10 protein-coding genes and 1 pseudogene are annotated in these 14,285 nt (G+C 55.0%); 8 read left to right on the top strand and 3 right to left on the bottom strand.

Going from position 1 to position 14,285, the window contains the following annotated elements:
• The first annotated feature begins 1 nt into the window (after position 1).
• The 8 genes and pseudogenes from HMPREF1494_RS08225 to rbsD all read left to right on the top strand — a co-directional run bounded on the left by HMPREF1494_RS08225 (position 2) and on the right by rbsD (position 8,415).
• A complete protein-coding gene (locus HMPREF1494_RS08225; RefSeq protein ID WP_034521981.1) occupies positions 2–814 on the top strand; it encodes an ABC transporter ATP-binding protein in 813 nt (270 codons plus the stop codon).
• Between the two features lie 28 nt (positions 815–842).
• Complete coding sequence (locus HMPREF1494_RS08230; protein WP_034521984.1) at positions 843–1,400, top strand: FMN-binding protein; 558 nt, start codon at positions 843–845, stop codon at positions 1,398–1,400.
• A 203-nt stretch (positions 1,401–1,603) separates the two neighbouring features.
• Positions 1,604–2,668, top strand: coding sequence for a LacI family DNA-binding transcriptional regulator (locus tag HMPREF1494_RS08235; RefSeq protein WP_034521987.1), 1,065 nt, complete (start codon positions 1,604–1,606; stop codon positions 2,666–2,668).
• Positions 2,669–3,144: 476 nt separating this feature from the next.
• Positions 3,145–4,143 (top strand): annotated as a pseudogene (locus HMPREF1494_RS08240) (LacI family DNA-binding transcriptional regulator).
• A 151-nt stretch (positions 4,144–4,294) separates the two neighbouring features.
• Positions 4,295–5,797 carry a sugar ABC transporter ATP-binding protein gene (locus HMPREF1494_RS08245; RefSeq protein WP_003837844.1) on the top strand — a complete coding sequence of 501 codons (1,503 nt, stop codon included), beginning with the start codon at positions 4,295–4,297 and terminating at the stop codon, positions 5,795–5,797.
• A gap of 20 nt (positions 5,798–5,817) precedes the next feature.
• The gene (locus HMPREF1494_RS08250) at positions 5,818–6,807 is read left to right on the top strand and encodes an ABC transporter permease (RefSeq protein WP_003837842.1); all 990 of its coding nucleotides are present in this window, start codon (positions 5,818–5,820) and stop codon (positions 6,805–6,807) included.
• Between the two features lie 130 nt (positions 6,808–6,937).
• On the top strand, positions 6,938–7,885 hold the full coding sequence (locus HMPREF1494_RS08255) for a D-ribose ABC transporter substrate-binding protein (RefSeq protein ID WP_034521990.1): 948 nt from the start codon (positions 6,938–6,940) through the stop codon (positions 7,883–7,885).
• Between the two features lie 134 nt (positions 7,886–8,019).
• Entirely contained in the window at positions 8,020–8,415 is a 396-nt protein-coding gene (gene rbsD / locus HMPREF1494_RS08260) for a D-ribose pyranase (protein WP_034521994.1), read from the top strand.
• Positions 8,416–8,537: 122 nt separating this feature from the next.
• On the opposite strand, the gene HMPREF1494_RS08265 is transcribed toward rbsD, so the two are convergent.
• The 3 genes from HMPREF1494_RS08265 to HMPREF1494_RS08275 are packed head-to-tail and all read right to left on the bottom strand — an operon-like array spanning position 8,538 to position 14,079.
• On the bottom strand, positions 8,538–9,203 hold the full coding sequence (locus tag HMPREF1494_RS08265; RefSeq protein WP_003842867.1) for a TetR/AcrR family transcriptional regulator: 666 nt from the start codon (positions 9,201–9,203) through the stop codon (positions 8,538–8,540).
• Positions 9,203–11,440 (bottom strand): YhgE/Pip domain-containing protein, encoded by a 2,238-nt coding sequence (locus HMPREF1494_RS08270; RefSeq protein WP_034521997.1) that lies wholly within the window; start codon positions 11,438–11,440, stop codon positions 9,203–9,205. The genes HMPREF1494_RS08265 and HMPREF1494_RS08270 overlap by 1 nt, the downstream gene beginning before the upstream one ends.
• Positions 11,437–14,079, bottom strand: a complete 2,643-nt coding sequence (locus HMPREF1494_RS08275; protein WP_034522000.1) for a YhgE/Pip domain-containing protein — start codon at positions 14,077–14,079, stop codon at positions 11,437–11,439. The genes HMPREF1494_RS08270 and HMPREF1494_RS08275 overlap by 4 nt, the downstream gene beginning before the upstream one ends.
• Between the last annotated feature and the right edge of the window lie 206 nt (positions 14,080–14,285).

Consider the following 14,285-nt stretch of genomic DNA (forward strand, 5'->3'; position numbering starts at 1 on the left):
CATGGGCTCCGAAAACATCCTGCTTGAGCTTGACCACATCTCCAAGATCTACGGCGACCTGCATGCCGTCGACGACCTGAATCTGACCGTGCCGGAAGGCGAATGGCTGGCGATCGTCGGCTCGTCCGGTTCCGGCAAGACCACGCTGATGAACATGATCGGCTGCATGGATACGCCGTCCAAGGGCTCCGTGATGCTTGAAGGCCGCAAACTTGAGGATCTGAATGCCAAGCAGCTCGCCGACGTGCGCAAGAACATGATTGGGCTCGTGTTCCAGAAATTCTATCTCGTGCCTCATTTGACGGCTGCGGAGAACGTGATGGTCGCGCAGTACTATCATTCCGTAGTCGATGAGAAGCAGGCCTTGGAGGCGTTGGAACGCGTAGGATTGAAGGATCGCGCACACCATCTGCCGGGGCAGCTTTCCGGCGGCGAGCAGCAGCGCGTGTGCATCGCCCGAGCGCTGATCAACTGCCCGAAGCTGATTCTCGCCGACGAACCGACCGGCAATCTGGATGAGAAAAACGAGAAGATCGTGCTTGACCTGTTCCGTCAGCTGCATGAGCAGGGCACTACGATCATCGTCGTCACGCATGATGCGCTCGTCGCCTCCTGCGCGCAGCGAGAAATCATGCTCAACCACGGTGTGCTCATCGGCGAAAAGTGGAATGATGAAGCGGCAAGGCAAGCGTACGAGGCGGCCGGCGGCGAGCCCGCCTCCACCGGCTCGACCGCCGAGGGCGCGCAGACCGGCGAAACCGCCATCGAATTCGCCGATCCCACCAAAGCCGCCAAAACCGGAGCTACGGAGTGATCCAATCCAACGGAGTGACTGAGTGACTATGACTGACGAGAAATCGACTGCTGTGAAAGTGATCGTCCTGACCGCGGCGAGCCTTGCGTTGCTTTCGGCCTGTGGCGAGCCGAAAGCAACGCCGATGGACGACGAGTATGCCGGCAACTCCGGCGAAAGCGTCGAATCGCAGGAAGACAAGTCCAAAACCGACGGTAAGGCCACCGACAACTCCTCCAACGACGATGATTCCGTCAAAAATCATGCCGACGACTCGAATTCCACGAAGTCCGACAAGAAAGACACCGGCAATTACGCCGACGGCACCTATTCGATTAACGGCCAATACGGTCCGGTCGGCGAAGACACCATCGATGTGCATCTGACCGTCAAGGATCAGAACGTGACCGATGTGAGCATAGTCGGCCATCCGTTCACGTCCATCTCCAAAAAGCATCAGGACGCCTTCGCCAAGGCCGTGCCGGATGCCGTGGTGGGCAAGCCTCTGAAAGACCTCAAAATCGACAAGATCGCGGGCGCCAGCTGGACCACCGAGGCCTTCAACAAGGCCCTCGAGGTGGCTCGGCAGGAGGCTTCCATCCAGTAATGGTTTCATCATTCGATTTGTGAACTGTTTCTTTACCAGCGGAGAAATACCGGATTTCTGTTTGGCGATGTAACGCCTAGCACATATCGTCTTCGGCCCTATCGCATTGTGTGATGCAACGTGGCATGTGAGGCTTCCATGTGCGATAATGCTTATGTCTGAAGGTCTGTTCCGGCAACAATGCAGCGTTGAAGGGACAGGAAATGAATAATGGCTTAGACCATAAAGCCACGTTGAAAGATATAGCGACGAAGGTGGGGGTGTCGGTGACGGCCGCATCCTTGGTTTTGAACAACCGCAGGGTGCGCATCTCAAGAGAAAAACGCGATCGTATCCTGCAGGTTGCAAAGCAACTGGACTATCGTCCCAATCAGGTTGCCCGTAATCTTGCAGCGGGTGAATCGAGACTGATTGCGCTGATTGTGCCGAGCATAGAGAATCTATTCTTTGCATCGTTGGCGAAACGGCTTGAATGTGAATGCGCGAATGATGGCTACTCTCTCGTCGTAGCGGTTTCGGAAGAATCGCGTGCCAAAGAGCATGCGGTAATGAATCGATTATCGGCTCTCGGGGTAGATGGTGTATTTTTAGTCGCTGCCCGTGAATCTTACGAAGCGGAGCGCGAGCTTCGCAAGGATGCGGAGCGTGTAATGTGCCCTGTGGTGTTGATGGATCGACTGTTTTCAAGCTCGTGGTGTGACGGTCTGGCTTTTGATGGCTACCTTGGTGGCAGACAGGCCTCACAGCGCTTGGTCGATGCAGGGCATCGTCGGATTGGATGCGTAACGGATGAAGCTGACGGGGAAGGGCTTGGAGTGCGTACACGAGGTTTTGTGGATGTACTCCAGGAATCAGGAATTGGATTCGATCCAGCATTGTGGGTGAGAGGAGACTATCGTTTTAGCAGCGGTTACATGGCGGCGGACAGACTCATCGATATGGGTGTGACGGCTGTGTTCTGTGGCAATGACTTGATGGCTGCTGGATTTATACAGCGTGTGACGGAACGAGGGCTATGCGTGCCAGCGGATATATCGGTGGTGGGTTTCGATGATGTCTTGGAGTACTACGGTCTGTTTCGCGCAGTAACTAGTGTGGCGCAAGACATCAGCCAATTAGCGAAACGCGGATGGGGCAAGATGCGCGAATACATCGAGTTATTGGATTCCGATGATGTTGGCGGTTGTCCGTGGCTGGAAAATCACCATGCCGAATTATTGAAACCGCATCTTGTGGAACACGGAACCATAAGCGACATCGCAATGTGATGGATGGTCGTAATTTCCTGGAATTGATCAATCGGGCGCGAGTCGATATCCGCTTCGTTTTGTTTCAAAGCAAAGGGGATATGTTGCGGCGGGTAGGGTTTCCTGTGACACGCCTGAAATAATGCGGAAGTTGAGAATCCGGAAGCAGTGCATTATAGTTGTGGTAACGTTACCGCATTGAAATGGTAAAGGAGCTGAATTAGATGAGGTAACGTTACCGCATTGGTGTAACTTAATATATGCAAAGAATATGCAAGATTGGGTTATCTGATGGGTGAAAGTGGCAGACCTGATTCATTCGACAACGTCGAAGTTCCGAATGAATTTTGCGGAACGCAATGGAGGCGTCCAAGTCGTCCGCAGTCAGACATACATAAAAGAGGCGGCAATTGATCTCATCCATCCCAATGAGGAGGGGTTCCGGAAGCGAGACTGGCAAGCCGCACATGGTATTCTCACAGTTGAGAGGAGGTGTTATGGCGTACGTTACGATTCGCGACGTGGCGCGGCGCGCAGGTATTTCTGTATCTACGGTGTCATGAGCGCTCAACGGCAATGGCAGGATATCCGCCGAGACCAAGCATGCGGTCGAGAAGGCGATGGAAGAGCTCCACTACATTCCCGACTCACGTGCTCGGGCCATGCGATCATCGTCCACGAAGACCGTCGGGCTGCTTGTTCCCGATATTCGAAACGGATACTTTGCGGATCTGGCGTATGCGATTCAAGACACTCTATCTAAAGCGGGATATTGCACATTCATCGGAACATCGTCCGAGAATGTGAGACAGCAGGATGTTTTCATCACGAACATGCTGTCGCAGCATATCGATGGGGCGATTATTGTGCCTCAGGGTGAGATGTCGGAGGCATTGCAACGTCTGTTGCGTAGACAATTGCCGGTGGTATTTGTGGACCGTCGCGCGGATGAGCTCGACATGGTGCCTTTAGTGGATTCCGACCCGTTCCCCGGGATGGAATCCGCATTAAGAGACATTCAAGAGCAGGGGCATTCCAAGGTTGGATATGTCTCAGGTCCGATTTTGGATTCGCCTACTTTGCGAGAGCGTGAGCTTGCTTTCCGTGATTGCGGAACACGTTTATTCGGCGAAGAGAATGTCTTCGTTGAATCTACCAGTTTTGACCAGTCCTCTTGTGTCTCAGTGATACGCCGCATGCTGTCGTCCGGCGTGACGTCGATGGTGTTTGGCTATTCGCCTGATACCGTACGTGCCATTGCCATGATGAATGGCGTGGGGGGTGTGCTGGAAAGTGGAATGTCATTTATTTCATTTGATGACATTGAGCTATTCCGATTGACGACGCCGCAAGTGTCCGTGATTTCTCAGCAAGTGCAAAGACTGGGTTGTTTAGGCGCGGAAACCTTCCTTGACATGGTTCAAGGAGGTCACCCGCGATCCCGGCGAGTGGAGACAATCTATATTCAGAGAGGATCTGTCGAGTCTGTCCGATGAGGGACAGGAGACGCAACTGATTGCGGGCGCGAGTCTGCGATTCTGATCAACAACATCAATACATGCCGCTTGGGCCTGTTTCAGCAGACCCAAGGAATAAGTGCATCTTGGTGCGGTAACGTTGCCGCACCCGTAGGGAAAGCGAGAGAATATGACGCAACTATCTCTTGTCGGTGTCTCCAAGATATTTGGAAGCACCAAGGTAGTGAACAATGTCTCGGTCAAAGTGGAACCGGGTAAAGTCCATGTACTTCTCGGTGAGAACGGTGCCGGCAAATCTACCGTCATCAAAATGATGAGCGGCATCTACCAACCTGATGAAGGCCATATTGAGATTGACGGCAAAGAAGTACGTATTCCCAATGTTGATACCGCCCGTAAATTCGGCATTGCAGTTATTCATCAGGAGCTCAACCTTGTTCCGCAATTGTCCATTATGGAGAATTTATTCCTTGGCACACTGCCGAACAAAGCGGGTTTTGTCGATCGCAAAACCATGGCTGAAAAAGCCAGAAAAGCCATCAAGCTCATTGGGTTGGAAGAAGACGTGCACACTGCGATGGGTGAATTAGGTGTGGCCCGTCAGCAGATGGTGGAAATCGCAAAAGCTCTGATGCAGGATGCATCGATTCTGATTCTGGATGAACCGACTGCCGCGCTGACCCGCAGGGAATGTGACCAGTTGTTCGCCATCATGGATGAGCTGAAGGCGAAAGGCGTAGGTATGGTCTTCATCTCCCACCATCTTGACGAAATAGCCCGTGTGGGAGACGTGGTTTCGGTGCTGCGAGATGGTCAATACATCGATACGGTTCCAGCGTCTACCAGTGAGGATGAACTTGTCAAGCTTATGGTCGGCCGTGACATTACCAACCAGTTTCCACGCATCGCGCAGGAGCCGGGCGAGGTACTGCTTGATGTAAAAGAGCTGACTCGTGAAGGTGCGCTCGATAAAGTGTCACTGCAAGTGCATGCCGGCGAGGTTGTGGGATTGGCTGGCCTGGTTGGTGCAGGGCGAACTGAAGTTATTCGTGCGATTTTCGGTGCGGATTCATATGATTCTGGCTCCGTCAGCGTGTGCGGAAAAAAGCTGCAGAAGAAGTCCATTGCTCAGTCCATTGAGGCTGGTCTGGGCCTGGTGCCGGAAGATCGTCGTACGCAAGGTCTAATTCTGGATGCCTCGGTGGCTGAAAATCTCGGCTTGGCGACTATGTTGTCTACTGCAAAATGCGGATTCGCCGATCTCGCAGGGCAACGCAGGCGTGAGAACGAGACCGCCCAAAAACTACGTATCAGAATGGCCAACGTCAATCAAACCGCAGGGTCGTTATCAGGCGGTAATCAGCAGAAAATAGTGTTCGGCAAATGGTCCATGGCCAACGTCAAAGTGCTGCTGCTTGATGAACCAACCAGAGGCGTCGATGTTGGTGCCCGTGTTGAAATCTACGACCTTATCAATGAAATTACCGCCAATGGAGGCGCGGTGCTTATGGCATCCTCGGATCTACCAGAGGTGCTTGGCATGTCGGACAAGGTCCTGGTAATGAGCGAAGGCCGTATTACAGGCCATATGCCCGCTAGTAAGGCCACGCAGGAAAAGGTAATGGCACTCGCGGTCTCCCATATGGATGACGAAAACGACAACGAACACTGATCGGATTAAGGAGAATACAAATGACCAATGCAGACAAGAAACTCGGTTATGATTCCGGAGACAAGACCACGGTCGCTCGCATCAAGACATTTGCCTCACAAAATGGTGCGCTAATCGGTCTGATTATCCTGTGTATCGCCTTGTCCATTGTGGCTCCGGCGTTTCTCAGCGCCTCGAATCTCATGAACGTCGGTATCCAGGCGGCAACCGTCGCCATTCTTGCCTTCGGGCAGACATTTGTGATTGTTGCTGCGGGCATCGATCTGTCGGTCGGTGCGACAGCGGCTGTCGCCAGCATGCTGGTTGCTTACACAGGTGCCAACATGGGACTTCCTGCAGGCGTGACCATCATTGTCGGTCTGCTGGCAGGTGCAGTATTCGGCGCCTTATCCGGTATGATGAATGCGTTCCTGAGGTTACCTTCCTTTATCGCTACACTGGCCATGATGTCCGTGGCTCGCGGCTTGACCTTGGTCATCTCTGATGGACGTCCTATCTCCACCTCCGGCATGGTCAACTTCTTCGGCGGCACCATCATTGGTATTCCGGTTCCAATCATCATGATGGTCATCATGGGCATCATTGCCTCCGTTATCCTGAACTTCACCACTATTGGTCGTTCTATGTATGCAGTTGGCGGCAACATGGAGGCTTCTAGGCTTTCAGGCATTTCCGTGCATAAAACGCAGATTATGGTGTTTGTGCTCTCCGGCATCTTCGCGGCTGTGGCTGGCTTGGTCATTGCAGGCCGTCTGCATTCCGCCCAGCCGCAGGCGGCAGATGGATATGAGATGGACGCCATTGCTTCCGTTGTCATCGGCGGTGCGTCCCTTTCTGGAGGCAAAGGTAAGGTTTCCGGCACTTTCATCGGTGCCATTTTGCTGGCCGTCATTCGTAACGGTTTGAATATATTAAATGTCTCTTCCTTCTGGCAGAAGGTTGTTATCGGCCTAGTCATTGCTTTCGCGGTCAGCTTCGATACTTTGCGTCGCAAGGTCGATGCTCACTGATGCAACTCTGCTTTCCTCAAATCTCCATCGCGTGATTGCTCTCTAAATTGCGTGCTCCTTGCTCCGACCCCAAAAACATAACTGAAACGAACCTAATCCAACCAAATTTGGAAAAGAAAGAAGAAAGACCATGCTTAACCCGTGTTTTAAGAAAACCATCCGCGCAGCAGTTGCTGTTGCCTGTGCGGCTACGTTGGCGATCGGTGCGAGTGCTTGCGGCGCATCCAACTCCGGCAACGGTTCCGACAAGGTGGCTTTGTTGATCTCTACCCTGAACAATCCGTTCTTCGTTGATCTGCGGGACGGTGCTCAAGCTGAGGCGAATAAGCTAGGTGTGAATCTGTTGGTGTCCGATGCGCAAAACGATTCCGCAACGCAACAGAATCAAGCGCAGAACGCCCAGTCTCAAGGCGCCAAAGCAGTCATCATTAATCCGGTCGATTCCGACGCTGCGTCTCCAGCCGTGGCTCCGTTGCTGTCCGCCAATCTGCCTGTTATTTCTGTTGACCGCTCCGTCACGGGCGAGGATGTGACTGCGCACATCGCATCCGACAATGTGGCGGGTGGTGCTCAGGCTGCCGATGAGTTGGCGAAAGCCATTGGAGAAAAAGGAGACATCATCATCCTGCAGGGCACCCCTGGAGCGGCCTCCACTCGTGACCGAGGTGATGGATTCAAGAAAGAAATCAAGAAATATGCCGGCATTAAGGTGGTTGCTGAACAGACGGCCAACTTTGATCGTTCCGAAGCACTCGATGTCACCAGTAACTTGATGCAGGCCAATCCTAATATCGTCGGAGTCTATGCAGAGAACGATGAAATGGCCCTAGGCGCGATTCAAGCTCTTGGCTCCAAGGCCGGTACGGACGTGAAGATTGTCGGTTTTGATGGAACTGATGACGGTCTGAAGGCCATCTCTTCCGGCACCTTGACCGGTACCATTGCGCAGCAGCCGAAGGAGCTCGGCAAGCAGGCAGTACAGGCGGCAGTCAAGGCGATCAAAGGCGAGAAAGTCGATAAACCCCAGTCGATTGAAGTCAAAACCGTCACCAAGGAGAATGTCGCGGATTTCCAGTGACTGGATTTGACACAACAGGCTGAGGTGAAGATGCCTCTGCCCCCATGGCATGCGGAATGCGTTGAGGGAAAACGCAGCCAAGAATGGATTCCATTTCGCAATCCGCATGCCAACACTACGAAAGGATAGCCGATATGCTTACTCATGGAATACTGAATGCACAACTCTCAGCTGCGCTTGCGGGATTACGGCACAAGGATGTGTTCGTCGTTTCCGATTGTGGTCTTCCTGTGCCGCAGGGTATTGAAGTCATTGACTTGGCGGTGGTATTCGGTGTGCCTCGCTTCGAAGAAGTGCTGGAAGCGCTACGGCCGCAGCTTGTATTAGAGGAGGGTCTGATGGCTGAAGAGGCTCGAGGCGAACAGGCCGAACGATGGGTCAAAGATCACTTCAATGTACCTTTGTCTTATGTGCCGCATGACGGTTCGGGGGGATTTAAGTCCCATATCAAGAATGCGAAGTTTGTCGTTCGCACAGGTGAAACCACCTCGTACGCCAATGTGATTTTCCGATGCGGCGTGCCATTCTAGAAATCCGATGCATATGGCAGTTGCTTCATTACGGATAACCTGATTTACCGGAAATCAAAATTACCGTTAATGATGGTTCAGGCTGCCTCCGGCAGTCTGAACCATCGACGCATTTTCACGACTCATGCCTTTACAAACGGCCAGATGAGCGTGGCCATACGCTCCGACCAAGGAACGTCTGAGTCGGAGTCCTTATACAGCGCCTTACAGGTGAGCATGGAGCCCAGTATGGTGCTGAACAGGAATTTCGTATCCAGTCCACGGCGGAAGGCTTCGCTTGCCACACCGCGCTCGACGAACGTCGCAAAACGTTGCTCCGCCGGCGTGATTACCTGATCGGCGATCGTCTTCAACGAATCGTTGTCGGACGAGAGCACCACGCCGACCGCTTTCAGACCGATCTCGCTGTCGAAGCAGTTCTGGATACGTTCCAACATGGCCTGCAGGCCGGAACGAGACGGCTGCAAATCGCTGAAATCCGGCAATCCCGCAACTTCCAGCTGAATGCGTTGCAACAGGTCATCGGCGTTTTTGTAGCGTCGGTAAATCGTCGTCTTGGCTACGCCGGAACGGCGGGCGACCTCCTCAATCGTAACGGCCGCAACGCCTTTGGAAATCATGATCTCCAAAGTGGCCCTCATGATCTTGCGATCGGTCTGCTCACGTAACTGCTCGCGTCGGCCCTGAATCTTCTGCACGGCTCCTTGCACCGCCGTCTCGACCACGCTTGCCGGCGAAGCGGCAGGGGAGACAGTCGGCGGCACACCGGTGTTCATTAATCCATTCATCACATGATCACCTTCGTGCTTTCCACCTTTGCGATATACCATTTGTTGAACTTCATCATCGGAATGCGTAGCAGCAGGCCGATGAGCAATAGCGGTGGGATGAACAGCGCCAGCGCGCCGATCGACGTCCAGAAATCATTGTTGTATATGCCGGCGATGGCCGCACGCATGGCCGTGACCGAATGCGTGACCGGTAGGAACGGACTGATGTCGGAGATGATGCGCGGCATGACGGCCAGCGGATACGCGCCGTTCGAACCGGAGATCTGCATGATGAGGAACAGTACGCCGATGGCTTTGCCCACGTTACCGAAACTCGCCACCATCGTATATGCAAAGAACGAGTAGATCAGTGCGGAAATCCAGCCGGAAACCATGAATAGCCACGGGTGCACGGCCTGCACATGCATGAATAGCAGACTGCCGCCAAGCGAGAACGTGGCCTGCATGAGTGCGATCACCGCGAATACGAGGTAGTGGCCGAAGAACAGCTGGTGTGGTTTCGGGTTGCCCAGTGCCATGCGGGTTTTGCGGGACACGGAGGTCTTCAAGGTCACGGCCATGAGCAGTGAACCCACCCACAACGTCACGAATGTGTACAGTGGGGCGAGCTGCGAGCCGAAATTCTTCACCGGGAACACGGCGGTGCGCTTCACCTTGACAGGGGCCGCGAGCGTGGTGGCCAGCGAGTCGGTGTTCTTGCCCAGCACGTCCTTGACCATGCTCATGTCGCCGCTGTTCAGCGCGTCGGACAGCGTGGCATTGAATGTAGAAAGCTTGTTACCGGCCGTGGTGAGGCTGTCGGCGGTGGAGTCCAACACCTCACGGATGGTGGTCAGCTGCTTGTCCGCACTCGACGTGGTCTTGTTAAGGTCGCCGAGTGCGCTCTTAAGATTGGCGGCACTCGCGTTGAGTGCGCTCGAAGCGGTGTTTACGGAGCTGCCGATTTCGTTGAGCTGCGGCTTGAGATTCGTGTCGAAATCGGAGTGCACGGCATTGATCGAGGCCTTCGCCTGCGTGGCGAGATCCTTGATGGCGGCTTGGCTTTCCTTGGAATCGCTGATGCCGTCGTCGATATGCTGCGCTGCATCGGTAAGTGTGGCTGCGAGTGTCTTCTGCATATCGATGGCATTGTTCAGCTTGCTGATGGATGCCTCGAATTTGCCGATGATCGCCGTCAGCGTCTTCTTCTCCAAATCGGTCAGCGAGGTATCGGTGTCGAGCTTGTTCTGCAGATCATCGTGGGTTTTCTGCAGATCGTCGACGATGTGCTGGTATTGCGCGGTCTGGTTGGTCACGTTGGATGCCTGATTGCGTAACGCGGTCGCGGTATCGCCCGCCTGCGTACTCACATTGGCGAACAATGAGTCGACTTCGTCTCCCACCGCGGCGAAGCTTTCGCCGGACTGCTTGATGGCGGTGCTGAGTGCTTCGGTGGAGGTGTTCAGCGCACCGGATAGGTCGGTCACGCTGCCGGAAGCCGATTTCAGCTGTTTGCCGGCGGTTTTCGCGCTGGATGCGGCCTGTTGGATCAGGGTTCCGGAGCTGTCGAGCAGGGTTTGTGCGCTGCCGGTCAATGAGCTGAAGGTCTTGAGTGATGAGGCGGTCTGCGTGAGTCCGGCCGCGAAATCGCTGATGTTCGAGCTGAACTGTTGCAGTTGGTTCTTTGCCTCGGGCTTGTCGAGCTGATCGGATAGCTGCGTGGCGAGGTCCAGCGCCGTTTCGGTGAGTGTCTTCGAGAACATCTCGTTGATCTCCGCCGACACGGTGTCGGCGCCCTGACCGGTCACCTTTGGCGCGAGTGCGTTCTTTTTCTCATTGTTGTAGTAGGTGAGCTCCGCATGCTTGGAATCCTTGGAGAAGAAGGTCATCATGCGCTTGCTGAAATCCTTCGGAATGATGACGGCGGCATAGTATTTGCCGGATTTCGTGCCATCGATGGCCTCCTCTTTGGAGGTGAAGGTCCAGTCGAGCTGGCTGTTGGCGCGCAGGGTGTTGACCACCTGATCGCCCACGTTGATCTTGACGGGAATCAGATCGCTTTTGTAGCCGGCATCGACGTTCGCGACGGCGAATTTGAGATTGCCGGTATTGGAGAACGGATCCCAGCTGGCGGCCACGTTGAACCAAGTGAACAGCGCGGGCAGCACGGTCAGGCCGATGACGATGATTACGGACACGACGTTGCTGGTGAGGCGCTTGACGTCGCCTACGAACAGCTTCCAGATTGCCTTCATGCGTTGTCCTTTTCGTTCTTCGTGCGGTGGTGCTTGGCGGCCTTGCGCGTCAGTTTGGCCTTGCGTTCCTCCAGGGCGCGCTTCTTACGGCGAATGCGGGCCTTCTGGCGTTCCATGAGCATGCCTTGGATGGCTTCGTCGCTCAAGGAACCGAGCTCCACCTGACGGCGCATGCTGTCGCGCATGTATTCGATGACCATCAGGAACCCGATGATAAGCAACACCCAGATGATCCATGTGGCCAGTGCTACCAGTTTCGTGCCATTGGTCAGCGAGAATACGGTGGCCAGAATGGTCGGCACGATGAAGCCCGCAATCAGTGCGCCGCGCTTAAGCTTCGGGTACAGTTCGGTGAACCGGCTCGCACGGTACTCGATGGCCTCGCGGTAGCCGCCCTTGTCGGACAGGACGTGGATGATCTGCGACACGTTATAGCCACGATTCTCCACCATCGGCCGCTCGCCGATGATCATGTCGCTTTCCTCGATCTCGCGAGCGAACAGGCGGTTCAGATTGGTCAGCAGCGGGCGGATCACAATGCCGATGAAGAAGGCGATCGCCACGAACAGCAGCATCACGCCGACCATCTTCAGCCAATGCCCGTCATAGAAGCCGGCGATCGTCTCGCGGAAGGCGTCGATGGTATAGCGGAACGGGATGAATGGGTAGACCGCGCGGAAGAATCGCGGCATCATATCGATCGGGTATAGGCCGGAACCTCCCGGAATCAGCAGAATCGCGAGCAGAATGCACATGCCCTTGCCAACGTGCATGAAGGTAGTCGACAACGCGTAGGTGATGCTCAGGAACGTAAGCGACGTCAATGTGCCGGTCAGTATGAACATGAACGGGTTGACCGCCTGCACGCCGATGATCAGGTCGCCGATTGCGCATAGTGCGCCTTGGATGGCGGCCGGAATGGCGAGCAGCAGGAAGCGGCCGAGATACTTCTCGGTGGTGGTCAGATCGAGATCTTCAAGGTCGTCGTCATCCACTTCGAGCTTCATGATCACCATGTAAGCGAACGCACCCACCCATAGCGAGAGGGTGTTGAACATCGGTGCCATGCCGGAGCCGTACGTGTTCACCGGGTAGATGTTCTTCGTCTTGATCACGGTGGGGGACTGCATGAAATCAGCGATTTTCGTGACGTCCAGGCCATCTTCGCCGATGAGGTCGTTCAGCAGGCTCGCGCCCGACAGTGCGTTCAGATCGGTGGATAGCTGGCTCAGCTTGTTCTCGATGGTCTGCAGTTGCTCATCGGTGTCCTTAAGCATGGAACGCGTGTCGGCGGAGACCCGCTCAAGCTGGTCGAGTACGGACGAGGTCTGTTGCGTCAGGAAATTCTGGCTGGTCACGGTGCCGGAAAGGGTTCCGGCGGTCGCGGCGAGCGAGCTCAGGCCGCTGTTGAGTTGGGGCAGCGCACTCGAATTGATGGCGTTGCGTGCGTCCGTGGCGGAGTTCAGCGTGGACTGCGTGGAGGTGTTGAACTGGTTCGACAGTTTCGTGGTGCCGGCCACCGTGTTCTTGGTGTCGGTATTGAGCTGATTGAGGTCGTTGAGCGTATTCGCCGACTGTCGGTTACGTGATTGCAGGTCGCTGATGATCTGCTGATACTGCTTGTTCAGTTCGGGGCTGACATTGGAGATGTCGATCTTCTGTAGGCTGTCGAGCACTTTCGCATTGTCGCTGTTGACCTTCTGCATGGTGCCGATGGCGCTGCCGGCGTAGCCGTTGGCCGCCGCCAGACCGCTGGTCACCGTGTTGACGCTGGTGTTCGTCTGCGTGGACAGTTGCGAGAGCAGCGCCGAGCCTTGGTCAAGCGAGGCCGATGCGGTCGATGAGAAGGTGTTGATGCGGGTCTGCGTATCGGTGATCAGATTGGCGGTGCCGGACAGCCCTTTGCCGGCGCTCGCGGCGGCGGTCTGTACGTCGTGCAACGCGGCGCGTGCGGCCTGAATCTGATCGGGGGTGTTGGCCAGGTTGGCGCTGAGATCGCTGATGGTGGTGCGAATCTTCTCTACGTTCCGCTGTGTCTTGTCAAGTTCGGCAACGGCTTCGCTGGTCACGTTGTCGGTCTGTGTCGTGATGGTATCGCTTACCGAGTTCACGGTTTTGGAGAGCACTTCGCTCACAGTGGAAACGAAGGTGCTGTTCACGGTGCGATCCACGGTGGTGGTTCCCGAATCAGTGACCTTCGGTACGAAGGCGCTGGCCTTCTCATTCACGTAGTACTCGAGGGTCGGACGTTCGGAATTGCCGGTGATCACGCCCGCGAGGTCTTCGCTGAAGTCCTTGGGAATGATGATGGCCGCATAGCAATCGCCCGACTGCACGGCCTCCATGGCCTTGGCCTTGCTCATGAACTGCCAGCCGAGCTGATCGTTCTTCTTGAGCGTACTTTCAATCTGGTCGCCGAGATTCAGCTGGCCCAGCATGGCGTTGTCGGTGCCTTCGTCGACGTTCGCCACCGCCACCCTGATGTTGTTGGTGTTGCCGTATGGATCCCAGAATCCATAGATATTGAACCATGCATACAGCGGCGGAATGACGGTCAGGCCGGTCATGATGACCCACGCCGCGGGCACGCGAAGAATTCGCATGATGTCACGGTGCAGGATCTTCAGCACGTTGCTCATAGGAAGTGCTCCCTTTTGCCGGATCGCTCCGGTAGTGGCGGTGTTCACGACTGTCGCGTAGCGATACGCAATTCGTAGCGCTACGCTTCAAGTAGCGTAATACCATCTCCCGGACAATTCCGCTTCCCGTTCTCAGATACGGGCAGTGTCGTAGGAAATGCGGCGGAAAAGGGGGAAATCATTGTCAGCGAATGTTCAAAAATCTT

The sequence above is a fragment of the Bifidobacterium sp. MSTE12 genome (assembly GCF_000513015.1).
Classification (GTDB): domain Bacteria; phylum Actinomycetota; class Actinomycetes; order Actinomycetales; family Bifidobacteriaceae; genus Bifidobacterium; species Bifidobacterium dentium.

What these genes read in the sequence shown, in the direction of transcription:
- HMPREF1494_RS08225 (WP_034521981.1), top strand. Translation starts at nt 2, where the DNA reads ATGGGCTCCGAAAACATCCTGCTTGAGCTTGACCACATCTCCAAGATC.
- HMPREF1494_RS08230 (WP_034521984.1), top strand. Translation starts at nt 843, where the DNA reads ATGACTGACGAGAAATCGACTGCTGTGAAAGTGATCGTCCTGACCGCG.
- HMPREF1494_RS08235 (WP_034521987.1), top strand. Translation starts at nt 1,604, where the DNA reads ATGAATAATGGCTTAGACCATAAAGCCACGTTGAAAGATATAGCGACG.
- HMPREF1494_RS08245 (WP_003837844.1), top strand. Translation starts at nt 4,295, where the DNA reads ATGACGCAACTATCTCTTGTCGGTGTCTCCAAGATATTTGGAAGCACC.
- HMPREF1494_RS08250 (WP_003837842.1), top strand. Translation starts at nt 5,818, where the DNA reads ATGACCAATGCAGACAAGAAACTCGGTTATGATTCCGGAGACAAGACC.
- HMPREF1494_RS08255 (WP_034521990.1), top strand. Translation starts at nt 6,938, where the DNA reads ATGCTTAACCCGTGTTTTAAGAAAACCATCCGCGCAGCAGTTGCTGTT.
- rbsD (WP_034521994.1), top strand. Translation starts at nt 8,020, where the DNA reads ATGCTTACTCATGGAATACTGAATGCACAACTCTCAGCTGCGCTTGCG.
- HMPREF1494_RS08265 (WP_003842867.1), bottom strand. Translation starts at nt 9,203, where the DNA reads ATGAATGGATTAATGAACACCGGTGTGCCGCCGACTGTCTCCCCTGCC.
- HMPREF1494_RS08270 (WP_034521997.1), bottom strand. Translation starts at nt 11,440, where the DNA reads ATGAAGGCAATCTGGAAGCTGTTCGTAGGCGACGTCAAGCGCCTCACC.
- HMPREF1494_RS08275 (WP_034522000.1), bottom strand. Translation starts at nt 14,079, where the DNA reads ATGAGCAACGTGCTGAAGATCCTGCACCGTGACATCATGCGAATTCTT.